We start from the raw sequence: 23,154 nt of genomic DNA, 5'->3' as shown, positions 1-23,154 counted from the left end.
GGCGCGCCTGCCGACAATTGCCTCAATTGCCCCCCAACAGCTTGAGGATACCTTTCCTCGCCTCATCCTCCAGCTTTTGGCGCACCGCGTCCTCGGTGCTCTGCCCGTCCTGCAGATTCAGCTTTTCCTTCAGCTTGTCCTTCGCCTTCTGCTCAAGCGCATCTTTCTGCTCGTCCAGCTTCGCTTTCGCCGCAGCGTCCAGATCGGGCCGGAACTTCGGCGCGCTCCAGGGGCCTATCACCCGCACCGGCACCTCGAGCCCGTCGCTGGTATCGCTTTTGAAGGCCACCGGCGTCACCAGATAATCAAGATCGCGGCCACCAAGCCCGACCCGCCCGGCGCCCTTCACCCGGAAGTTCGACAGCGACAGCAACAGATCGTCGTTATGCAGATTGCCCGCCTTGATCGTAAAGCTTCCGGTCAAGCTGTCGAAAACGGTCGTGCCCCCCGATGCCACGCCGGACCGGAACAACCTGTCGAGATCAATCCCCGAGATCACCCCGCGTCCCATCGTCAGGCTGCCCTTGCCTGAGAGCGATTTCATGATCGCATCCACCGATGCCCCCTTGCCCAGAAACTCCACATCCGCCTGCAGTTTGCCACTCAGCCGGTCGATGCCGGCGAATGTCGCGAGCATCTGCGTGGTGTCGAGATCGCTGGCCCGGAGGTTGCCCGCAACAGAAAAGCCCTTGCGATTGTTGGCAACCAAACGGCCGGAGAGGCTGCCACCGAAGATGGTTGCAGGGGTCAGTCGCAACACTCCCCGGGCGGTGTCGAGCGTCAATTCGGCATTGGTCGGCCCCAGCGTCATCGCGCCGACGCGTATGCTCTGGGCCGAGAATTTGACAGAGGCATTCGCCAGGCCGAGCGCGCTGGCATCAATCGGGGCCGTCGACCAGCCGGACGTGGCCGAGCCCGAGCCACCGGCCCCGCCGGATGCGCCCCCCCCAGTCAGCCCCGACAAGTCCAGGACGCCGGCGGACAGATCGGCATTGATCTGCGGCACTGCACCGGAAAGGTCGATATCCGCCGCCCCCGACAGGCTGTTCTGATCGGCACTGATCGCCAGGTCGCGCAGCGCCAGTCGGCCATCGGGAGAGATCTCGGCCTCAGCCGATAGGTGCGCCGCCCGCCCCAATCCCTTCGGCAGATCGACATCACCAAGCCCCAGCGCCGCCAGCAGCTTGGCGGTATCCGGGCTGTCGGCCTCGATCTGCCCCGAAGCGGCACCGATAACATCGGCCTCGCCATCGAAATCGACCGTCGCCCCGGCGGTGCCGACCTTGGCCACCAACGGCACCCGTTTGCCGTCGATGAAATCCTGCATCGCGGCGATCCGGGCGGACACCTTGATCCGGGCCTTGTCATAGGTCAGCGCCGCAGTCACATCTGCCGGCCCCGAGGCTTGCGGCCAATCGAGCGTCAGATCCGCCGGCCCCAGGTCGACCGGGTCGGCGCCTGCAGCAGCATAGCGCAACCGCGCATCGGTCAGTTGCACATGCTCCAACGTCACCGGGGTGGCAGAGCCGCCGCTCGTGCCAGTCTGCGCCGTGTCAGAGGCAGCAGCATCGCTGAAAACCCAGTTACCGCGCCCGGCCTTGTCGGTGGTCAGGTTCAGCATCGGTTCTTCGGCAACGACTCGCGTCACCCGGATGCGTCCGGCGATCAGATCACGCGTCGAGACGCCGATCGACAAGCTGCGCGCACGCAGCATCGGCTCCTCCCCCGCCCAGGGGGCATTGGCCAGGGTCACCGGCCCGGTCTCGACCCCAAGCACCGGCCAATAGGACAGGCTGAGACCCCCGGTGATGGTCAGCTTACGGCCTGTCTGGGCCTCGATCTGATCGGCGGCGAGACGCGCGATCCGCTCCGAGGGCAACATCAGCACCCCGATGCCCGCGGCAATCACCGCCACCACCAGAGCCCCCAAAATCCGGAACATCCATTTCATGGCCAACCTCTGCCCCTGCCGTTGCGTCCGGCCTCACCCTAAACTCTCGGCTGGCAGGTGCAATCGCCGGACGACGCCCAGGACCGTGCCGGCGGTGCGGCGCGCATCCACCATTGCGCGATTTCCATCGAAAACGGTTCCCACGCAGCCCTTCGGGGACTATATGCGCGCAATGACCACGAATCCGCCGAACCTGCGCCCCGACATCGCCCCCAAGGCCCAACTGGCCGACCGCCCGCGCGCGGGCCAGCCCACCATCGGCATGGTGTCATTGGGCTGCCCCAAGGCGCTGGTCGACAGCGAACGGATCCTCACCCGGCTCAGGGCCGAAGGCTATGGCATCTCGGCCGATTATGCCGGGGCGGATGCGGTCATCGTGAACACTTGCGGCTTTCTCGACAGCGCCAAGGCGGAATCGCTCGATGCCATTGGCGAGGCGCTGCAGGAGAACGGTAAGGTCATCGTCACCGGTTGCCTTGGGGCAGAGCCCGATTATATCCGCGAACACCACCCGCGCATCCTGGCGGTGACCGGTCCGCATCAATACGAACAGGTGCTGGACGCGGTGCATGGCGCGGTGCCACCCGATCCCGATCCCTTCGTTGATCTGCTACCGGCCTCGGGCGTCAAGCTGACGCCACGGCATTACAGCTATCTGAAGATTTCCGAGGGCTGCAATCACAAGTGCAAGTTCTGCATCATCCCCGACATGCGCGGCCGGCTGGCATCGCGCCCGGGTCATGCGGTGCTGCGCGAGGCCGAGAAACTGGTCGAGGCCGGGGTGCGCGAACTTCTGGTTATTTCCCAAGATACAAGCGCTTACGGGCTGGACCGAAAGTACGACAGCAATCCCTGGAAGGATCGAGAGATCCGCAGCCATATCACGGATCTATCACGCGAACTGGGGCAGATGGGCGCCTGGGTGCGGCTGCATTATGTCTATCCTTATCCCCATGTGCGTGAGCTGATCCCGCTGATGGCGGATCCCGACAGCGGCCTGTTGCCCTATCTGGACATCCCGTTCCAGCATGCGCATCCCGATGTGCTGAAGCGGATGGCGCGCCCCGCTGCCGCCGCCAAGACCTTGGACGAAATCGCCGCCTGGCGCGCCACCTGCCCTGATATCACCCTGCGTTCGACCTTCATCGTCGGCTATCCCGGTGAAACCGAGGCGGAATTCCAGACCCTGCTAGACTGGCTGGATGAGGCGCAACTGGATCGCGTCGGCTGCTTTCAATACGAGAACGTCGAAGGTGCCCGGTCGAACGACCTGCCCGACCACGTGCCGGACGAGATCAAGCAGGACCGCTGGGAACGCTTCATGGAAAAGGCGCAGGCGATTTCCGCCGCCAAGCTCGAGGCCAAGGTGGGCACCACCTGCCAAGTCATCGTCGACGATGTGGATGCCGACGCCGCGACCTGCCGCACCATGGCCGACGCCCCTGAGATCGACGGCAACCTGTTCATTGACGAGGGGTTCGATGGGCTCAAACCCGGCGATATCGTCACTGTCGAGGTCGAAGAGGCCAGCGAATACGATCTGTGGGGCCGCATTTTGCAGGCATAGGGGCCCGATTTTCCCGCAAATTTCCGCCACAAGATTGTCTTTTTTCAACATTCCGGGGATTTTATCCCGACGGCATCTCTGAGTTTTCTCAGAGGGGTCCATGCGGCGGCATCGGGGCGGTTGACCCGTGTCAGCTCCGCCCCATCAGCGCCTCGCCGACGGAGCTGACAGCTTTCGCCCGGGCAGGGCTGCCGTCATCGCCCGGCAGCGCGCCATCCCCAGCCATCCGGCGACGATACCCGCGCCAGGCTCTGAACCGCGTTTAATCGACCTGAAGATGGCTGAGCCGGGCCAGGATTTCCACATGGGCGCAAAACGACGGCGGTGCGACAGGCCAATCGGCCTGCCCCGCCAGCCACTCGGCGCAGGCGGCATGACAGCCACCGCTTCGACAACGTTCGATCATCCCCACATAGTCATCGGCGCTCAGGCCACCCTCGGCCATTGCCTGGGTCAGGTTGACACCGGCCACCCGCGCCATCGAACGGGTCAGCCAGAATGGACGCCCCATTTCCGAGGGAATGGCACCGCCATCCATTGCTCAGGCCTCCTCGGGCATCCGCAGCGCAGCCAGCGCCTGCAGGTCAAGAAAACGCCCCCGGTTCGGGCATTCCGTCGGGGCACGATCGGCGTATTCATGCGCCTCCAGCCAGTCACCACAGGCGCCGGCCCAACTGCAGCCCCGACAGGCTTGCACCATGTCGACCCAGGCCTCTTGCGTCAGGTCGCCGGCGCGGTAGGCGCCAACCAGATCGGTGCCGGTTGCCCGCGCCATCCGCGACACCAGCCGCACATGCGTCATCACATTTCCCAAAACGCTTGTCATCAGTCCTCCCCCAGCTCAGGCAACCCCGGGTCGCAGCCGCGCCATCAAATCTCTGTTGCGGCAATATCCCGGCGTTTGCGCTGCGCCATGGCCATGGCCATCCAGCCAACCGGCACAATGCGACGGATCGGAACACCCGGTACAGCGCAACACCGCATCGGCAATCTCATCCATCGCCACGCTGCCCTCCAGCGCGGCCTCCTGCAGATCAATGCCAAGTGTTTCAGCCATTCGGTCGACCAACGCCGCGTGGCGCTTCAAGCTGTCACGATCCTGCATTCCGGGGGCCCTCCCTTATCGGCACGGCCCCAACTTACAGAAGAGACGACACGCGCCCCTTGATGCAGGTCAATCCGCTGCCAGACCGGTCGTGTCGAGATAGGCGCGGACCGCATCCTGGACCCGCCGAAACCGGTCTCCGCCCAGATTCTTGCCACCATACCAACGGGTTACCACGATCAAGTGATCATCAAGCCCCGCCCGTTCCAGCATTCGCAGAATGACCATGCCCGCCCCGCTTTCTCCGTCATCGGCCTTCAACGCCCCGGTCGGCAATAGCGCGGCCCAGGTGTTGTGAGTCGCCTTGGCATAGGATCTGTCCGTCTTGAGCGCCGCCAGCGCCATGTCGATCTCAGCGCGCGACCGGACCGGCGCGCCGCTGACCGCATAACGCGAACCGCGGTCTGTCACCACAATGCCCAGACAGGTCAGTGACGGCGATGTCATCCCCCCGCCCCGGCCAGGGTGCCCAGGGTGATCGGCTGCCCCGACGCGACGGCGGCGCGAATGTCACGCATGGTTTGAAGAACGATTTTCTTGCGGGCGGCATTGGGCGGATGACTGCCCAGAAACTGGTCGCCCGGATCGGGCAGACGATCGAAATATGCCGCCCCCTTCAACGGATCGAACCCCGCCTCATAGGCAATGATCGTGCCCAGATGATCGGCTTCAAGTTCATATTCCTTGGAAAAGCTCCGCGCGCCGAGTTCGGCGCCGATCTGACGCGCCCGGGCGATGGTCACCGGATTGGCGCCATCCAGCGTCGCCATCTGACCGAGGATCTGCGCCCCGGCCTCGGCATTCTTCGCCTGACGCGCCAGATGGCCCAGAATATGGTGCGAGGTCTCATGCGCCAGCACGAAGGCCAGTTCGTCATTATTCTGCGTCGTCTCGATCAGCGTCATCGTGAAAGTGATTACCGGGCGGTCCTTCCGGTCCAGTGACTGAAAGGCGTTCGGCGGCTCTTCCGGATTGGTGTCGACCTGAATCTGGAAATTACAGTTATGCGCCAGACCGAAGGCGACGCATTCGGTTTCGGCCACCGGCTCTACCTTCTGGATAACCTCGACAAAGCTGTTGATCCGCGCCTGATCGTGCGGATCCATCTCGGAAGTAGACAACAGGCCGCCAGTGTCGCAAGCGGCGGTCAGCAGCAGGGCCGCCAACAGGAACATCCAGCGCATCACTCGGGCCTTTTCCTGACAAACGATTTACTAGGGCGACCTTAGCACAGCCGGTCCGCCCCGCCAGCCCCTGTCCCCACCAATGCCGGTTTTCCACGCTTGCATTGGCGGCCAAGCGGCGGCAATCTGGTCCTATGTTTACGATCGAACACGATTTCGACGCCACGGTGATCACCCTTGTCGACGAGGGCAGCCTGCCGTTGCAGGAGGACATCACCATAAACGCCTTTGCCGAATGCGTGACGCTCGAACAGCTCGACCCACGCACCGACCGAGTGCAAATGATCACCCTCTCGCCCGAACAACTCCGCGATCTGGCGGCGGCGCTGGATCTGCCCGAAGGCATCTATCAGATCCGGGAAGTCCCCGAGGACAAGGGATAGCGTTCAGCCCAGAAAGACAAAGACCTTGTCGCGCGCGGTCTGGCCGCGGCGAATTTCCAGGCGTGAGGGCGCAACCCCCATTGCCGCGGCCAAAAGCGCCTGAACTGCGGCATTGGCCTTGCCATTTTCGGGCACCACCGTGACGGTCGCACGCAGGCTGTCGCCCTCGCGCGTCAGGCTGGTACGGGCAGCCTTGGGGGTCACCCGCAGAGCGATTTCCGTGCCTGGACGGGCCAGGTCCGACAGGTCGGGCAGATCGCGGATTTTCGGTTTCTTCGCCATGAGCACATTTTGCGCCGGATCGGGATCGGGTTCCATCGAATTCCGTCGGGCCTTCCTGCCTCAAGGCAACCGGCGCGGCCTGCCGTCCCACACAAGCGGACAAAATCGCACGGCTGGAGTACTGGGACCCGGCGGGCAAGTTTGCCCTTGAAACTGCCTCCCCGCGACCAGAGATTGGGGGAGACCCGAATGTAAAAAGGCTTTACATAGATGCCCGCACCCAATCCTGCCGCGCTCGACTTTCTGCTGACCCGCCGATCGCGCCCTGCCAAGACGCTGACCACCCCGGCCCCGACCCGTGACGAGCTGGAGCCGTTATTGCGAGCCGCCGCGCGCAGCCCCGATCATGGCAAGCTGGAGCCATGGCGCTTCATCGTCATCGAACAGGGCGCCATGGGTCGGCTCGCCGATCTGGCGGAGGCCCGCGGCAAAGCGCTTGGCAAGTCCGAGACCGATATCGTCAAGGGCCGCAGCCAGTTCGATCAGGGCATCCTGGCGGTGGCGGTGATCGAAGTGCAGAAAGCCTCGGACAAGGTCCCGGCGATCGAACAGACCTATTCCGCCGGCGCCGTCTGCCTGGCGCTGCTGAATGCCGCGCTGGCCTCGGGCTGGGGGGCGAACTGGCTGACCGGCTGGGCGTCGCATGATCGTGGTTTCTGCGAAGACGGGCTGGGGCTTGCCGAAAACGAACGCATTGCAGGACTTATCCACATCGCCACAGAAACCGTCGCCGCCCCCGAGCGCCCGCGCCCGGATCTGGCTGCCATCACCGAATGGGTCGAGCAGTGATCTTTCAATCCTTCCTCCTTGCCCTGCAACAGACCGGCGATCCGAAATTCCGCAAGGTTCTGTTCCTGGGTATCGGATTGACCTTCGCCCTGCTGGTCGCCGCCTATGCAGTGGTTCTGTGGCTGGTCAACGGGCTGGTCGGCGACCAGGTCACCCTGCCGCTGATCGGCCAGGTCACCTGGCTGAACGATCTGCTCAGCGCCGGATCTTTCTTTCTGATGATGATCCTGTCCGTCTTCCTGATGGTGCCGGTCGCCTCGGCCATCACCTCGATGTTCCTCGACGAGGTGGCTCAGGCAGTCGAGGACAAGCATTATCCAACCCTGCCGCCGGTGCCGGGCGTGTCGTTCTGGGACGGGCTGAAGGACAGCGTCAATTTCATGGGCGTACTGATCGCCGCCAACACCCTGGCGCTGATCATCTACGCGCTGATACCGCCGGCCTCGGTCTTCATCTTCTGGGCGTTGAACGGGTTCCTGCTGGGGCGGGAGTATTTCATGCTGGCAGCAATGCGCCGGATCGGGCGCGAGGGGGCGAAACAGATGCGGGCGCGTTATTCCGGCACGATCTGGGCCGCCGGGACGCTGATGGCCGTGCCCCTGTCGGTGCCGCTTTTGAACCTGGTGATCCCGATCCTGGGGGCAGCAACCTTCACCCATATCTTCCATCGGCTGGCCGAACGCGCTCCCCGGAGCTGAGCCCGAATGAAACGGAAACGGCGCCACAGGGCGCCGTTTCTGATGTTGTCCTATTGCCCCGATGGTAGCCGGTGCATCCAGTCGATATCCCTGAGCGTGATCAACCCTGTCGAAATGACCCAGGCGACCAGCACCCAGAGAGCCGCCGCCACCACCGTGGTGATGACAGCCTTCTTCTTGAGATAATGATGTTCCGGCGCCCCGGCATGGGTGCCCGGCACGATCTCTCCCATATCGCCCTGCGTCTTCAGACGGATCGGCAGGGCGATGAAGAAGGTCATGAACCAGAGCACCGCATAGAGCACGATGGCGGATGTGATCGACATTCAGGCCTCCTCCCCTGCCCGGATGTGCGGTCCAAGCCCTGGGCTCAGACCTGTTCAAGCTCGATCAGGCAGCCATTGAAGTCCTTCGGATGCAGGAACAGCACCGGCTTGCCATGGGCACCGATCTTCGGTTCGCCCGTGCCCAGAACCCGGGCACCGGACGCTTTCAGATGATCGCGTGCGGCGATGATATCGTCCACCTCATAACAGATGTGATGGATGCCGCCCGAGGGATTCTTGTCCAGAAAGCCCTGGATCGGGCTGTTCTCGCCCAGCGGGTAGAGCAGCTCGATCTTGGTGTTCGGCAGCTCGATGAAGATCACGGTGACGCCGTGATCGGGTTCGTCCTGCGGCGCGCCGACCTTGGCGCCCAGCGTGGTGCGATATTGCTCTGCCGCGGCCTCCAGATCCGGAACGGCGATTGCGACATGGTTCAGACGGCCGATCATGGCGGGTCTCCTCAATCCTGGGTTTTCCAGGTTATGGGCCCTGCCGGATGCAAGAGCAAGTGTGGCGGCACCACCGGCGGTAGCTTGCTCCCGCCCCGTCAGCGTTAACCCGGCCTTAGGCATATCCACCTAGCGTCTGCGAGAATCCATCTAGGGGGCTACGCTATGGATGACACCGATCTTTTTGGCGCCGGGGGGTCGCATGGCCCCGGGCGCCGTCCATTGTTGGGGCTGACGGTGCTGGTCGTCGAGGACAGCAATTTCGCGGCGGAGGCCTTGCGGCTCCTGTGCCTGCGCAGCGGCGCCCGCATTCGCCGCGCCGACAGTCTGAAATCCGCCCGGCTGCATCTGCAGGCCTACCGGCCATCGGTGCTGATTGTCGATCTCGGCCTGCCGGACGGCTCCGGCGCCGACCTGATCGAGGAAATGGCCAGCGCCCGCCCGCGGATTTCCGCCATCCTCGGCCTGTCCGGCGACAGCTTTTCCGAAGACTTCTCGATCGCAGCCGGTGCCGACGGGTTCCTGCCCAAACCGCTGAGCTCTCTGGCTGATTTCCAGACCATGATCCTGCGCCGGCTGCCCGTCGATCTGCTGGGCGCGCCGCCCAGCGTCGGCGAAGACGAGATCATCCACCCCGATCCGATCGCCTTCCGCGATGACATGGCCCATGTCGCCGACATCCTGACGGAAACCCATGACGGGCGCGTACTGGACTATGTGGCGCAATTCCTGCGCGGTGTTGCCCGCAGCGCCGCCGATGACGATCTGGCCGAAGCCGCGGCAGAGCTGGCACAGATCCGTCGCGACGGGGCGCCTGTCGGGGCGATGGCAGCGCGGATCGCGGGACTGGTACAGCAGCGCATGCAGGGCGATCACCTGCTGTGAAAACGGGCCAGGCCCGCGCACCGGACCTGTAACCGACAAGCCCTGCCATGGCGCCGGCCCGGGGCCCAGCACCACCAAGTTCGGGGGGCTCACGGCCACCGCCGCCACGTCCGGAAGCGGCCGGACCGGATCAGAGCATCAGCCCGGGATCGCCGCCCATATCGAGCCCCGGAAATACCGCCTGCTCCAACACCGCGCGATCCAGCCCTGAGGCCCCGCGCAAAATCCAGGCCGCGGCGGCGCGCACATCGCCGGTCGGCATCAGATCGCGCCGGGCATAGAGATCAGCCTCGGCCAGACCGGGCCAGTGCCCGTGCACCCGGCCACCGCGCAATGCACCACCGGCCAGCACCATCACTCCGCCGGTGCCGTGATCGGTGCCACCGGTGCCGTTGATCGCAGCGGTGCGTCCGAATTCGGTCATCGCCACCACGGCAGTCTTGTCCCAGACATCCGCCCCCACCCCGTCATGTAGCGTGGTGATCGTGGCCGCGAGGCTTTTCAGCGCTGGCAGCAGGGTTCTGGACTGATTGCCGTGGGTGTCCCAGCCATTGAGCGAAAACGACACGATGCGGGTATCCGCACGCATCTGCTCGGCGGCGAACTGGGCGATCTGCACCGCCCCCGAGCCCCCGCCCCCGCTGCCATCCGACGTATCGGCAGACAACATCAGCGCCTCGGAAAAGGCGGCGTGAAAGGCCGGATCGTCCTGCATCACCCGTGCCATCAACCGTTCCGCCTGCGGGCTCATCACCAGATCGGAATCCGGTGCCCAATTGGCAATGGTGGCCGGTCCTGCAAGGACCTTCATCTCTCCATGGCCCAGGGCGAAGGCCGTGCGTGCCTCGATCCCGGGCAGATGCTGCAACATGCGATTGAGCCAGCCATCGTGCACCCCGGTCTGCAGGCGGGCGGTGCCGGCCTCGAGGATGTCCTGCCCGTCGAAATGGCTGCGCTTGTCCCGATAGGGGGTGGAGACCGCATGGACAAAGCCCAACTGCCCCTTGCGCCAGAGCGGCATCAGTTCGGACAGCGCCGGATGCAGGCCGAAGAACCCATCCAGCTCGGCTGCGCCCCCCTGCGCCCCGCCCGCCAGCGCAGCGCGCAGCCCAGCATATTCCGGCGCCCCATAGGGCCGCACCACATCAAGCCCGTCCATGCCACCACGCAGGATAATCACCACCAGCCGGGTGTCCCAAGGGGCGGCGGCGAAACTGACCCGGGACCACAACGGGCTGGCCGCAGCCGAACACCCCAGGGCGGTGGCCCGGGTCAGAAAGGCGCGACGGGACAGGATATCAGGCATAGCAAGGCTCCTTATCGGCGCTGAAAGGCGGGCGAGGCCAGCACCAGCCCCACTGCATCGGCCTCGGTCTCCGCGGCGCTGGCGGCGAATTGCACCGCCTCCGGCACCCCCAGCCCCAATGCCGTGGTCACAAAATCGCGGGGATCGGGCAGTTCGGGACGCAGCCGGCGCGGTACGGACATCGCCCAGCCGATCCGCGCCGACAGCCCCGGTGGGGTGATCCAGGCGCGGTCTTCCTCGGGCCAGCCATTGGGGCCGATAGGCTTTTGCCAGGCCTGCCCCATCTTGGTCAGCGGCAACAGAAAGAACCGGTTGATCTGCTTGGGCTGCAACGCATGCAGCCTGTCCGGCCCCAGTGCCAACGCCCGGCAGGCCGAAGCGATGAAGTCAAAGCCAGGCTTGACGTTTCCCGGGCCATCGGCCCAAGCGGCAGGATGCTCCAGCAGCGCCGCGTAGACCGCGCGCAGATCGCCGTCGGTCTCACGATACCGGGCGGTAACGTGATCGACCAGCGCCGGATCAGGGCTGTCCGAGACGAAGTGCACCGCCAGCTTGTGGGCGATATGGCTGGCAGTCGACGGATGCACCGCCAGAGCCCGCAAGGCCTGTTCGATGGCCGCAAACCCCGCCGGATCACCGCCATAGCGATGCCCCAGAACGGTTTCCGCCCCCGGTTCTGCCCGGTTCGGCCGGAAGGTGAACGCCCCGGAGGCATCGACTCCCATGCCGGTGAACAATTCGGCCAACTGACGCACGTCATCCTGCGAATAGGCACCGCCAACCCCGAGCGTGTGAAGCTCCATCACCTCGCGGGCGAGGTTTTCGTTCAACCCGCGCTCCCGGTCCGCCCGGTTGGCAAAGCGGCTGCCGGGACCGACGGAGTTCTCCTGATCGAGATATTTCAGCATCATGGGATGCGTGGTCACCGCCACCAGCATATCACCGAAGCTGCCCGCCAGATGCGGCCGGATCGCCTCGTCCAGATAGGTGGAGACCACGCTGCGGGTCAGCGCTGATTTGCCCACGACTGTGAAATGATCGGCCCAGAAACGTGCCAGCCTTTCGCGAAACCCCTGCCCGCTCTGGCTCCAGCGCAGCACGGTCTGCACCACCCCCTGCCGCGTGGTCCGGACGCTTTCACCCGAATGCGCCTTGAGCTGGGCCTTGATCTCTTGCGCTCGTGCACCCGAGGCCGTCTTGAGCTTTTTTCTCAGCTTCCGATCCCGCTGACGCCGTTCGATATAGACCGAATAGGGCATCACCGGGAACCGCTCCGCCATCTCGTCCAGGCCATCAAGGCCGGTCAGCATTGCCGTCGCAGACTCCGGCGCCGGCCGAATCGGAGACAGGCCGCAACCAAACCGAATCTCGGCCCGTTCAGGGGAAAAGCTCACTCAGTCATCCTTCGGAACAAGGGATATGCCAACAGCCTACACCATCGCGCCGCATCGGACAGCGGGCCCGTGAACAAAGGCCCGTCACACTGTGGTGTGCGGGCGAAAACCCGCCCGCAACAGGGCCAGCCCACGGCATCATGGGCAAAAGATGGTGGCCTTGCGATGCCGTTCCCGCTATGTTCCCAAAACCTCCGCGTAAGCTCGGGTGGGAATCCGAGTGACAGCCCGACGAAATTCAAGCAGTATATTGCGTATGACACAGACAGCCGCACACGATTTGGCCAAATTCCTGGGGGATTCGCGGTTCGGCTGCGTGATGGCGGACCCGCCTTGGCGATTCACCAACCGCACCGGCAAGGTTGCCCCCGAACACAAGCGACTGGCCCGCTATCCCACCATGGAACTTGAGGAGATCTGCGCGCTGCCGGTCGCCGAACATCTCGAGGACAAGGCGCATTGCTATGTCTGGGTGCCCAACGCGCTGTTGCCCGAGGGGCTGGAAGTGCTGCGCGCCTGGGGGTTCGAATACAAATCGAACATCGTCTGGCACAAGATCCGCAAGGATGGCGGCAGCGACGGGCGCGGCGTCGGCTTCTATTTCCGCAATGTGACCGAGCTTTTGTTGTTCGGCACCCGTGGCAAGAACGCCCGCACGCTGGATCTGGGCCGTCGCCAGGTGAACATGATCCAGTCGCGCAAGCGCGAACATTCGCGCAAGCCAGATGAGCAATACGAGCTGATCGAGGGCTGCTCCTGGGGCCCCTATCTGGAGCTTTTCGGCCGTGGCGTGCGCGAGGGCTGGACCGTCTGGGGCAATCAGGCGGATGCCGATTACAAGCCCGGCTGGAAGACCTACGCCTATAACTCGGGCGTTGCGGCGGAATAGCCCGTGGCCCGCGACATTTCAGATCTGGTCTTCGACCCGCAAGAGCTGGCCGAAGCCGCGTTCGACGACGACCTGCTGCGCCGTTATTCGGTGCGCAGTTATCGCAGCGCGACGGCGGTGCTGCAGCAGCGCGCACCAGAGGAATTCGAGACGATCAAGCAGGTGCTGCGCGCCTTCACCATCTCGTCGACCGAAATCCGCAGCCCCGGCGGCAACCGGATGGAGGCGACCACGCGTTTTGCCAGGCTGGCAGGCGCGGCAGGCTTTCATGAAGAGGTGCATATCGAGGCCGACCTGGTGGTCAAGCTGAAGGCCGGCAAGGGCCAGTCTGCGCAGGAGGTCGACCGCATCCTGCGCCAGGATTACATCCACAACCACATGATCGACTTCTGGAAGGGTCGGGTCGCCTTCGATTACGAATGGAACAGCAAGGACCAGACCTATGACCGCGATCTTTACGCCTTCCGCAGCTTCTTCGAAGCCGGCGTGATCGACGTGGGCGTCATCGTCACGCGTGAGCTGTCGAACGAGTTCTTCAAGTCGCTGGGCCATTGTCTCGACCGGCTGGGGCGCGAGACCGACCAGACCGTTGCCGCCAAGTTCGGCGCCAGCACCACCGGCACCCACAAGCTGATCAGCCGGATCGCCGCCGGCCGCAGCGGCGGCTGCCCGGTGCTGGCAATCGGCATCCTGCCGGAGAACATCACCCCGGAGTGATCCTGCGGGGCCGGAACGCACGACAGAAGCCGAACGCCATTCTTCCGCCCGGAACAAGGCCCGCAGGGCCGCCGGGCGAGCGCCCGCCCTTCCCCCTAGCCCCAAACGAAAACGACGGCCCGAAGGCCGCCGCTTTACTGCTCGAAACTGTTGCCCGGATCACTCCTGCGGGATCACCCGCAGGTTCAGTTCCATCAGCTGCTCTGCGCTCGGCTCCGACGGGGCGCCCATCATCAGATCCTCGGCGCGCTGGTTCATCGGGAACAGGATGACCTCGCGGATGTTCAGCTCATCGGCCAGCAGCATGACGATGCGGTCGATGCCGGCGGCGCAACCACCGTGCGGCGGGGCGCCGAACTGGAAGGCGTTGACCATGCCGCCGAACCGCTTGCGCACCTCGTCTTCGCCATAGCCGGCGATCTCGAAGGCCTTGAACATGATTTCCGGCTTGTGGTTCCGGATCGCGCCCGAAACCAGCTCGTAGCCGTTACAGGCCAGATCGTACTGATAGCCCAGCACCTTGAGCGGATCGCCCATCAGCGCCTCCATGCCACCCTGCGGCATCGAGAAGGGGTTGTGTTCAAAGTCGATCTTGCCGGTTTCGTCGTCCTTTTCGTAGATCGGGAAGTCGACGATCCAGGCAAAGGCGAAACGGTTGGTGTCGGTCAGCCCCAGCTCGTCACCGATCACGGTGCGGGCCTTGCCGGCAACGGTCTGGAATGCCTCGGGCTTGCCGCCCAGGAAGAAGGCCGCGTCACCCACGCCCAGGCCCAGTTGCTGGCGGATCGCCTCGGTGCGTTCCGGTCCGATGTTCTTGGCCAGGGGGCCGGCCGCTTCCATCTCACCATTCGCCTCGCGCCAGAAGATATAGCCCATGCCGGGCAGACCTTCCTTCTGGGCGAAGGCATTCATGCGGTCACAGAACTTGCGGCTGCCGCCGGTGGGCGCCGGGATGGCACGGATTTCGGTGCCTTCCTGCTCCAGCAGCTTGGCGAAAATGGCAAAGCCGGAACCAGCGAAATGTTCGCTGACGACCTGCATCTTGATCGGGTTGCGCAAGTCGGGCTTGTCGGTGCCATACCACAGCGCCGCGTCTCGATAGGAAATTTGCGGCCACTCGGCCGGATTGTCGACCTTGCGGCCGCCACCGAACTCCTCGAACACGCCCGCCAGCACCGGCGAGACGGTATCAAACACGTCCTGCTGGGTGACAAAGCTCATCTCGAGGTCGAGCTGATAGAAGTCGGTCGGCGAGCGGTCGGCGCGCGGGTCCTCATCGCGGAAGCAGGGAGCGATCTGGAAATACTTGTCGAAGCCCGAGACCATCAGCAATTGCTTGAACTGCTGCGGCGCCTGCGGCAGGGCATAGAACTTGCCCGGGTGCAGACGCGACGGCACCAGGAAGTCGCGCGCGCCCTCGGGGCTCGACGCGGTGATGATCGGGGTCTGGTATTCGCGGAACCCCTTGTCCCACATCCGCCGGCGCATCGAGCTGACCACGTCGGAACGCAGGGTCATGTTGCGCTGCATCGCCTCGCGCCGCAGATCGAGGTAACGATAGCGCAGACGAGTTTCTTCCGGATATTCCTGATCGCCGAAGACGATCAGCGGCAATTCCTTGGCGGCGCCCAGCACTTCGATGTCGCGAACGAAAACCTCGATCTCGCCGGTGGGCAGCTTGGGGTTGATCAGGCTCTCGTCGCGCGCCTTCACCTCGCCGTCGATGCGGATGCACCATTCCGAGCGAACTTTCTCGACCTCGGCGAAGGCCGCGCTATCGGGATCGCACAGCACCTGGGTGATGCCATAATGATCGCGCAGGTCGATGAACAGGATGCCGCCATGGTCGCGAATCCGATGAACCCAACCAGACAGGCGAACGGCCTGCCCAACGTTGGCGGCGGTGAGGTCGGCGCAGGTATGACTGCGATAGGCGTGCATCGTGGCGATCCTTTGAGTGATCAGAAATGTGGCGCTGATACACCGCGCCGCGCTTCAGAAGTCAAGTAAGCAGGAGGTGACGCAACGGGAATTGCGCTAGACTTGGGAAATTGAACGTTTCAGTGTAGCTTTTAACGGCGCGAGAAGCAGCGAACCCGAACTGCGGAGGTTTGCCCGATGTGGAAAACGATATTCGATCGCATGATGCTGAAGCTGATCAAGAAAGGTCAGCTGACGGTTACCTTCCCCGATGGTGAAACCAAGACTTATGGCTCAACCACCGACCCGAGTTGCGAAGTCAGGCTCACCGATGAACAGGCGCTCAGGGCGCTGTGCCTGAAACCCGAACTCGCCCTCGGCGAAAGCTATATGGACGGGACATTGCAGATCGCAGGGGACGATCCCGAGGCGCTGCTGCGAGTCCTGCTGCGCAATGCCCGTAACATGGATATCCCGATCTGGGCCCGCTTCTATAACAAGCTGCGTTATGCGGTACAGGCCTGGGCGAAGCTGAACACACCCAAGCACGCACGCCAGAACGTGGCGCATCATTACGATATCTCCGACGATCTGTATCGCCTGTTCCTGGATGAGGACATGCAATACAGCTGCGCCTATTTCACCGATCCGGACATGAGCCTGGAGGACGCGCAGGTTGCCAAGAAGGCCCATATCGCGGCCAAGCTGCAGATCGAGCCGGGCATGAAGGTGCTGGATATCGGCTGCGGCTGGGGTGGCATGGCGATCACGCTGGCGCGCGATTACGGCGCCGATGTCACCGGGGTCACCCTGTCGGAAAACCAGCTTGCCACCGCACGGCGCCGCGCCGAGGCGGCAGGGGTCGCTGGGCGAACCGATTTCCGCCTGCAGGATTACCGCGCCCTGAACCAGACTTTCGACCGTATCGTCTCGGTCGGCATGCTGGAGCATGTGGGGGTGCCCTTCTATGGTGTGTATTTCAACCAGATCTCGCATCTGCTGAACGAGACCGGCGTCGCCCTGATCCATACCATCGGCAGCCTCGATCCCGCAGGGCCGCAGGCGGAGTGGATCACCAAGTACATTTTCCCCGGCGGCTATATTCCCAGCCTGTCGCAACTCGCTCCGGCGATCGAACGATCCGGGCTTTGGTCCCTGGATATCGAAATCCTGCGTCTGCACTATGCGATGACTCTGCGCCACTGGCTCGCCCGCTTCGACGAAAAGATCGACATCGTCCGGCAAAGCTATGACGATCGCTTCATCCGCATGTGGCGCTTTTATCTGATCGCCTGCTTCATGACCTTCGAGGAAGAGAAGCAGGTGGTCTTCCAGCTCCAGCTTGGTCATCAGCGCGCTGCGGTGCCGCTGACGCGGGATTATATGTATCAGCCCACCGGCATCCCGTTGCAGGCCCAGGCTGACCCGACCAGTCAGGCGGCCGAATAACGCAAGCGGCGGCGCATAGGGCCGTAGGTGTAAAGCATATACATAACGCTCAACCGAATGTAGCTCTCAAATGGAGAGACCGTCCAAATGCGCCGCGCGCCCGATTATTCATGAACGGGCTTTACGACCGCCTAGGCAACTGTCTTAATCTCACCATGACCTAGAACAAAGAATCGGTTATTCTTGGTTATTATTATTTCAAATGGCACCGGGGGTTCCCGGTGAATTTACTACGGAAATTAACCTAAAGCGCGGGAGGGCGCAGGTATGAAAGAGATTTTTGGTATCGACGGCGAAGACGACGTTCTGGCGGGTACGCTCTTCAATGATCAGATTTTCGGCCTGGGAGGCGACGACATCCTGTTCGGCCAAAGCGGCGACGACACGCTGCAGGGTGGCGACGGGGATGATGTACTGTCTGGCGGTCTGGGCGATGACACCCTGCTGGGCGGCGCTGGTCGTGACGTCTTCGACCTGAGCGCCGGCGATGACGTGGCCTTCGGTGGCGACGGGAACGACCACTTCATCGTGAACGGCCTGGCCGGCGATCACGTGGTGATCACCGACACTGCCGGGCGGCGCGACACGCTGGATTTCTCCGGCGGCATCACCGGGGCGCAGATCAACATGAACGCCGGTTCCATGTCCTATGTCGATGATCGGGTGATCGAATTGACCGGCGTCAGCGGCGAAGGCGAACGGCCGTTGGAAATGGTGCTGTTGCAGGATCTGTCGGGATCGTTCAGCGATGACGTGTCCACGGTGCGCGGCCTTGCCGACGACCTGATCGCGGCACTGTCGGGCCTGGCTGATACGGTGCGGCTGGGTCTGGCCAGCTTCATCGACAAGCCGACCTCGCCCTTCGGGTCCACCTCGGACCATGAATACTTGACCCAACTGGGGCTGACATCGGATTTCGATGCCTGGAAAGCGGCCCTGGACGCGATGGTGGTGGGCAGCGGTGCAGATGGCCCCGAAGCCCAGATGACCGGCCTGATGCAGGTCGCACTGCGTGCGGCTGAAGTCGGCTGGTCCAGCGACGCGCTGAAGGTCGTGGTCCTCACCACCGATGCCATCCCGCACCTGGCCGGCGACAACCCGGTGGCCCCCAATGACGGCGACGCGGTCACCGACGGGCCCGGCGACAACGGCACCGGCGAAGATTACCCGACCCTCGCCCAGGTCAAGCAGGCCCTGATCGACGGCGGCATCATCCCGATCTTCGCGGTCACCTCCGGCGTGGTCAGCGATTATCAGGACATCGTCGACGAATTCGGCTTCGGCACCGTCGTGACGCTGAGCTCGGACAGCTCGGACATCATCGACAGCATCGAGGGCGGCATCTCCGACGCCACCGATACGCTGATCGAGAACGCCATCGGCACTGATTTCCGGGATGTGATCGAGGGCAACGCAGCCGCCAACCTCATCCGTGGCAAGGATGGCAACGACAAAATCTTCGGCGACAATGGCGGCGACACCCTGCTGGGCGGTCGCGGCAAGGACAAGCTCTTTGGCGAACGGGGCAGCGATGTGCTGGACGGCGGTCTGGGCAAGGACACCCTCAAGGGCGGCGCCGGTGACGACACTTTCCAGTTCAACATGACCAAGGCCGACAAGGCCGATATCGTGCTCGACTTCACCGACGGCAGCGATCAGATCGCAATCCTGGATGTGGCGCTGCACAGCTTTGCCGACATCACCGCCACCCAGAACGGCGATGACGTGCTGCTGGAGCTGTCCGGCACCCGTTTCGCGGTTCTGCGTGATGTCGATGTGGCCGATATCGACGCGTCGGACTTCTCTTTCGATCTGATCTGAACGGATCCGAACCCCGGCCCGGACTGTCCGGCCCTTGCAGATCCCCCGCTCCGGCGGGGGATTTTTCGTTCTCGGGAACCTGTCTCCTCCCCCTTGCACCTTTCCGGCCCATCCCTATAAAGCAGGACAATTTGGGCGCCCGCGCGCCCCGGTGACTCGCCCCGCCCACAGCAATTCGAAGGAACAGGCCATGCCCAAAAGAACCGATATCTCCTCGATCATGATCATCGGCGCCGGTCCCATCGTGATCGGACAGGCCTGCGAATTCGACTATTCCGGCGCCCAGGCCTGCAAGGCCCTGCGCGAAGAAGGCTATCGGGTGATCCTGGTGAACTCGAACCCCGCCACGATCATGACCGACCCCGGCCTGGCCGATGCCACTTATATCGAGCCGATCACACCGGAAGTCGTCGCCAAGATCATCGAAAAGGAACGCCCCGACGCGCTGTTGCCCACGATGGGCGGCCAAACCGGGCTGAACACCTCGCTCGCACTGGAAGAGATGGGGGTTCTGAAGAAATTCGGCGTCGAGATGATCGGCGCCAAGCGGGACGCCATCGAAATGGCCGAAGACCGCAAGCTGTTCCGCGAGGCGATGGACCGGATCGGGCTGGAGAACCCCAAGGCCGATATCGTCACCGCGCCGAAACTGCCCAATGGCAAGCATGACATCGCCGCCGGCCTGAAACAGGCAATGGAAGCGCTGGAACATATCGGCCTGCCCGCCATCATCCGCCCCGCCTTTACGCTCGGCGGCACCGGCGGCGGCGTCGCCTATAACCGAGACGATTACGAATATTACTGCCGCTCTGGCATGGAAGCCTCTCCCGTCGGGCAAATCCTGGTCGACGAAAGCCTGCTGGGCTGGAAGGAATTCGAGATGGAGGTTGTCCGCGACAAGGCGGACAATGCGATCATCGTCTGCGCCATCGAAAACATTGACCCGATGGGCGTGCATACCGGCGATTCGATCACCGTCGCCCCTGCCCTGACGCTGACTGACAAGGAATATCAGATCATGCGCAACGGCTCGATCGCCGTGCTGCGCGAGATCGGCGTGGAAACCGGTGGGTCGAACGTGCAATGGGCGGTGAACCCGGAAAACGGTCGCATGGTTGTGATCGAGATGAACCCGCGGGTGTCGCGGTCTTCGGCGCTGGCGTCCAAGGCCACCGGTTTCCCGATCGCCAAGATCGCTGCCAAGCTGGCGGTCGGCTATACGCTGGACGAGCTTGACAACGATATCACCAAGGTGACCCCCGCCAGCTTCGAACCGACCATCGACTATGTCGTCACCAAGATCCCGAAATTCGCCTTCGAGAAATTCCCCGGCAGCGAACCCTACCTGACCACCGCAATGAAATCGGTGGGCGAGGCGATGGCGATCGGTCGCACCATCCACGAATCCCTGCAAAAGGCGCTGGCTTCGATGGAATCCGGCCTGACCGGTTTCGACGAGATCACCATCCCCGGCCTTTCGGTCGGCCCCTGGGACGAAGTCGGTTCCGATGACAAGGCCGCCGTCATCAAGGCACTCAGCAAGCAAACGCCGGACCGGATCCGCACCATCGCCCAGGCCATGCGTCACGGGCTCAGTGACAGCGAAATCAATGGTGTCACGAAGTTCGACCCCTGGTTCCTGGCCCGCATCCGCGAGATCGTCGAGGCCGAGGCCAAGCTGCGCAAGACCGGCCTGCCGGTGACCGAGGACGAGCTGCGCGCGCTCAAGATGCTAGGCTTTTCCGATGCACGGCTGGGCAAGCTGACCGGCCGGGATGAGGACAACGTGCGCCGCGCTCGCCAGAACCTGGGTGTTAACGCGGTCTTCAAGCGGATCGACACCTGCGCCGCAGAGTTCGAGGCGCAGACCCCCTATATGTATTCCACCTACGAAATGCCGATGATGGGCGAGGTCGAATGCGAAGCGCGCCCGTCGGATCGCAAGAAAGTAGTGATCCTGGGCGGCGGCCCGAACCGGATCGGTCAGGGGATCGAATTCGATTACTGCTGCTGCCACGCCTGCTTCGCGCTGACCAATGCCGGGTATGAGACCATCATGGTCAACTGCAACCCGGAGACGGTCTCGACCGACTATGACACCTCGGACCGGCTCTATTTCGAACCACTCACCTTCGAACATGTGATGGAGATCTTGCGGGTCGAACAGCAGAACGGCACGCTGCACGGGGTGATCGTGCAATTCGGTGGCCAGACGCCGCTGAAACTGGCCAACGCGCTGGAGGCCGAAGGCATCCCGATCCTGGGCACCACGCCTGATGCCATCGACCTGGCCGAAGACCGCGAACGCTTCCAAGACCTGGTCAACAAGCTGGGTCTGAAACAGCCGCGCAACGGCATCGCCCATTCCGACGCCGAGGCAATGGAAATCGCCGAAGGCATCGGCTTCCCGCTGGTGATCCGCCCCTCTTACGTGCTGGGTGGTCGGGCGATGGAAATCGTCCGCGATATGGATCACCTCAAGCGCTATATCTCCGAGGCAGTGGTGGTTTCGGGCGACAGCCCGGTCCTGCTCGACAGCTATCTGTCCGGCGCGACCGAACTGGACGTCGATGCGCTTTGCGATGGTGAGACGGTGCATGTCGCTGGCATCATGCAGCATATCGAAGAGGCCGGCGTGCACTCGGGCGACTCGGCCTGTTCGCTGCCGCCCTATTCGCTGTCGCCTGAGACCATCGCCGAGATCAAGCGCCAGACCGAGGCATTGGCCCGCGCGTTGCATGTTGTCGGCCTGATGAACGTGCAGTTCGCGATCAAGGGCGACGATATCTATCTGATCGAGGTGAACCCCCGCGCCAGCCGGACCGTGCCCTTCGTCGCCAAGGCCACCGACAGCGCCATCGCGTCGATCGCGGCACGGGTGATGGCGGGCGAAAAGCTCACCGCCTTCCCGCAGCGGGCACCCTATCGCCAGGATGCAGATTACGACACCGCCCTGCCGCTGGCCGATCCGATGACGCTGGCCGATCCCAACATGCCCTGGTTCTCGGTCAAGGAGGCGGTGATGCCCTTCGCCCGCTTCCCCGGCGTCGACACCATCCTCGGCCCCGAGATGCGCTCCACCGGCGAGGTGATGGGCTGGGACCGCGACTTCCCGCGCGCCTTCCTCAAGGCGCAGATGGGGGCCGGCATGGCGCTGCCGCGTGAAGGCCGTGCCTTCATCTCGATCAAGGATGCCGACAAGACGGCGCTGATGCTTGAGGCGGCGCAGACGCTGGTCGGGCTGGGCTTCAGCCTGATCGCCACGCGCGGCACCCAAAGCTGGCTGGCCGGTCACGGGGTGCCCTGCGATCAGGTCAACAAGGTCTATGAGGGCCGCCCCGATATCGTCGACATGATGAAGGACGGTGAGGTGCAACTGGTGATGAACACCACCGAAGGCGCCCAGGCGGTCGAGGATTCCAAGGGCATCCGTTCAGTCGCGCTCTATGACAAGATCCCCTATTTCACCACCGCCGCCGGCAGCCATGCCGCAGCCCTCGCCATCAAGGCGCAGGCCGAAGGTGAAGTCGGGGTGAAAAGCCTGCAGGCTTGATCGACGCTCGCAAAACCAAAGAACGCCCGGCCCCGTGCCGGGCGTTTTGCTTTGCACTCGCCCCCTGCGCGGTCGGCCCCTGCCCCGCGCGCACCCACCGAAGCGGTCAAACCACAAGGGTCTGACGTTTCAGGGCGAACATCCTTTAGCAGGCTGCTGAAAAAGGCCGGTCTCGACGCGGTTTTGAGAACATGATTCACTTCCGGCACGGCAGCGGTGGTGAGGGTGACGATGCGTGGGACGGACGAAGCGAGCGAGTCGCTGTTCAGCTATGTTGACCTTGAGGAGCGGATCCCTGTGGGTCATCCGCTTCACAAGATCCGGCAGATCGTGAACGATGCACTGACGAGCCTCGATGCCGAGTTTGACGCGCTCTATACCGACTTTGGCCGCCCCTCCATTGCGCCGGAGCGCCTGATCCGGGCGAGCCTTCTCCAGATCCTGTTCTCGATCCGCTCGGAACGGCAGTTGATGGAGCAGATGGAC

At 63.5% G+C, this 23,154-nt stretch carries 23 protein-coding genes; 11 read left to right on the top strand and 12 right to left on the bottom strand.

Translation table 11 applies throughout. The annotated features are described in order from the left end of the window. Positions 1–22 precede the first annotated feature (22 nt). Positions 23–1,951: an AsmA family protein gene (locus tag G455_RS0118110; protein WP_028094989.1), complete on the bottom strand. Its 1,929-nt coding sequence runs from the start codon at positions 1,949–1,951 to the stop codon at positions 23–25. A 172-nt stretch (positions 1,952–2,123) separates the two neighbouring features. Between G455_RS0118110 and rimO the strand changes: the two genes are divergently transcribed. After that, a complete protein-coding gene (gene rimO / locus G455_RS0118105) occupies positions 2,124–3,518 on the top strand; it encodes a 30S ribosomal protein S12 methylthiotransferase RimO (protein ID WP_028094988.1) in 1,395 nt (464 codons plus the stop codon). Positions 3,519–3,780: 262 nt separating this feature from the next. Here rimO and G455_RS0118100 read toward each other — a convergent pair whose 3' ends face one another. The 5 genes from G455_RS0118100 to G455_RS24570 all read right to left on the bottom strand — a co-directional run bounded on the left by G455_RS0118100 (position 3,781) and on the right by G455_RS24570 (position 5,807). After that, positions 3,781–4,056, bottom strand: coding sequence for a DUF6455 family protein (locus G455_RS0118100; protein ID WP_028094987.1), 276 nt, complete (start codon positions 4,054–4,056; stop codon positions 3,781–3,783). Between the two features lie 3 nt (positions 4,057–4,059). Then, on the bottom strand, positions 4,060–4,344 hold the full coding sequence (locus G455_RS0118095) for a DUF6455 family protein (protein ID WP_035366982.1): 285 nt from the start codon (positions 4,342–4,344) through the stop codon (positions 4,060–4,062). A gap of 15 nt (positions 4,345–4,359) precedes the next feature. Then, a complete protein-coding gene (locus G455_RS0118090) occupies positions 4,360–4,623 on the bottom strand; it encodes a DUF6455 family protein (RefSeq protein WP_028094985.1) in 264 nt (87 codons plus the stop codon). A 69-nt stretch (positions 4,624–4,692) separates the two neighbouring features. Continuing rightward, positions 4,693–5,070, bottom strand: coding sequence for a YigZ family protein (locus G455_RS0118085; protein WP_028094984.1), 378 nt, complete (start codon positions 5,068–5,070; stop codon positions 4,693–4,695). Then, the gene (locus G455_RS24570; protein ID WP_051312611.1) at positions 5,067–5,807 is read right to left on the bottom strand and encodes a M48 family metallopeptidase; all 741 of its coding nucleotides are present in this window, start codon (positions 5,805–5,807) and stop codon (positions 5,067–5,069) included. Before G455_RS24570 ends, G455_RS0118085 begins: the two co-directional genes overlap by 4 nt. Positions 5,808–5,941: 134 nt before the next feature. Between G455_RS24570 and G455_RS0118075 the strand changes: the two genes are divergently transcribed. Then, entirely contained in the window at positions 5,942–6,190 is a 249-nt protein-coding gene (locus tag G455_RS0118075) for a hypothetical protein (protein ID WP_028094983.1), read from the top strand. Between the two features lie 3 nt (positions 6,191–6,193). Here the strand turns inward: G455_RS0118075 and G455_RS0118070 are convergent, their stop codons facing one another. Then, positions 6,194–6,472, bottom strand: coding sequence for a DUF167 domain-containing protein (locus G455_RS0118070; protein ID WP_035366984.1), 279 nt, complete (start codon positions 6,470–6,472; stop codon positions 6,194–6,196). A gap of 210 nt (positions 6,473–6,682) precedes the next feature. Here G455_RS0118070 and G455_RS0118065 point away from each other — a divergent pair, with 210 nt between their 5' ends. Then, positions 6,683–7,261, top strand: a complete 579-nt coding sequence (locus tag G455_RS0118065) for a nitroreductase family protein (protein WP_028094981.1) — start codon at positions 6,683–6,685, stop codon at positions 7,259–7,261. After that, on the top strand, positions 7,258–7,959 hold the full coding sequence (locus G455_RS0118060; RefSeq protein WP_028094980.1) for an EI24 domain-containing protein: 702 nt from the start codon (positions 7,258–7,260) through the stop codon (positions 7,957–7,959). The genes G455_RS0118065 and G455_RS0118060 overlap by 4 nt, the downstream gene beginning before the upstream one ends. Positions 7,960–8,009: 50 nt before the next feature. Here the strand turns inward: G455_RS0118060 and G455_RS0118055 are convergent, their stop codons facing one another. Continuing rightward, the gene (locus G455_RS0118055; protein ID WP_028094979.1) at positions 8,010–8,285 is read right to left on the bottom strand and encodes a DUF1467 family protein; all 276 of its coding nucleotides are present in this window, start codon (positions 8,283–8,285) and stop codon (positions 8,010–8,012) included. Between the two features lie 44 nt (positions 8,286–8,329). Beyond that, positions 8,330–8,734 (bottom strand): methylmalonyl-CoA epimerase, encoded by a 405-nt coding sequence (gene mce, locus G455_RS0118050; RefSeq protein ID WP_028094978.1) that lies wholly within the window; start codon positions 8,732–8,734, stop codon positions 8,330–8,332. Positions 8,735–8,899: 165 nt separating this feature from the next. Between mce and G455_RS0118045 the strand changes: the two genes are divergently transcribed. Beyond that, entirely contained in the window at positions 8,900–9,619 is a 720-nt protein-coding gene (locus tag G455_RS0118045) for a response regulator (RefSeq protein WP_028094977.1), read from the top strand. A gap of 130 nt (positions 9,620–9,749) precedes the next feature. On the opposite strand, the gene G455_RS0118040 is transcribed toward G455_RS0118045, so the two are convergent. Both G455_RS0118040 and G455_RS0118035 read right to left on the bottom strand, forming a co-directional pair. Further along, positions 9,750–10,925, bottom strand: coding sequence for a DUF1501 domain-containing protein (locus G455_RS0118040; RefSeq protein WP_035366980.1), 1,176 nt, complete (start codon positions 10,923–10,925; stop codon positions 9,750–9,752). 11 nt (positions 10,926–10,936) lie between these two features. After that, complete coding sequence (locus G455_RS0118035; RefSeq protein ID WP_229861832.1) at positions 10,937–12,235, bottom strand: DUF1800 domain-containing protein; 1,299 nt, start codon at positions 12,233–12,235, stop codon at positions 10,937–10,939. A gap of 340 nt (positions 12,236–12,575) precedes the next feature. Between G455_RS0118035 and G455_RS0118030 the strand changes: the two genes are divergently transcribed. Together G455_RS0118030 and G455_RS0118025 are read left to right on the top strand one after the other, a co-directional pair. Beyond that, complete coding sequence (locus tag G455_RS0118030; protein WP_028094974.1) at positions 12,576–13,208, top strand: MT-A70 family methyltransferase; 633 nt, start codon at positions 12,576–12,578, stop codon at positions 13,206–13,208. 3 nt (positions 13,209–13,211) lie between these two features. Next, the gene (locus tag G455_RS0118025; RefSeq protein WP_028094973.1) at positions 13,212–13,925 is read left to right on the top strand and encodes a BglII/BstYI family type II restriction endonuclease; all 714 of its coding nucleotides are present in this window, start codon (positions 13,212–13,214) and stop codon (positions 13,923–13,925) included. A gap of 159 nt (positions 13,926–14,084) precedes the next feature. Here G455_RS0118025 and aspS read toward each other — a convergent pair whose 3' ends face one another. Continuing rightward, the gene (aspS, locus tag G455_RS0118020) at positions 14,085–15,866 is read right to left on the bottom strand and encodes an aspartate--tRNA ligase (protein ID WP_028094972.1); all 1,782 of its coding nucleotides are present in this window, start codon (positions 15,864–15,866) and stop codon (positions 14,085–14,087) included. Positions 15,867–16,043: 177 nt separating this feature from the next. Between aspS and G455_RS0118015 the strand changes: the two genes are divergently transcribed. The 4 genes from G455_RS0118015 to G455_RS0118000 form a co-directional block, all read left to right on the top strand. Then, positions 16,044–17,294, top strand: a complete 1,251-nt coding sequence (locus tag G455_RS0118015) for an SAM-dependent methyltransferase (protein WP_028094971.1) — start codon at positions 16,044–16,046, stop codon at positions 17,292–17,294. Positions 17,295–17,561: 267 nt separating this feature from the next. Then, positions 17,562–19,115: a M10 family metallopeptidase C-terminal domain-containing protein gene (locus G455_RS0118010; protein ID WP_028094970.1), complete on the top strand. Its 1,554-nt coding sequence runs from the start codon at positions 17,562–17,564 to the stop codon at positions 19,113–19,115. Positions 19,116–19,305: 190 nt separating this feature from the next. Continuing rightward, positions 19,306–22,668 (top strand): carbamoyl-phosphate synthase large subunit, encoded by a 3,363-nt coding sequence (carB, locus tag G455_RS0118005; protein ID WP_028094969.1) that lies wholly within the window; start codon positions 19,306–19,308, stop codon positions 22,666–22,668. 231 nt (positions 22,669–22,899) lie between these two features. Then, positions 22,900–23,154: transposase (locus tag G455_RS0118000; RefSeq protein WP_028094968.1), on the top strand; the 255-nt coding region annotated here is incomplete at its 3' end.

The organism is Pseudodonghicola xiamenensis DSM 18339, from assembly GCF_000429365.1.
GTDB classification, from domain to species: Bacteria; Pseudomonadota; Alphaproteobacteria; order Rhodobacterales; family Rhodobacteraceae; genus Pseudodonghicola; species Pseudodonghicola xiamenensis.
This window is presented reverse-complemented; position numbering and strand designations above follow the sequence as displayed.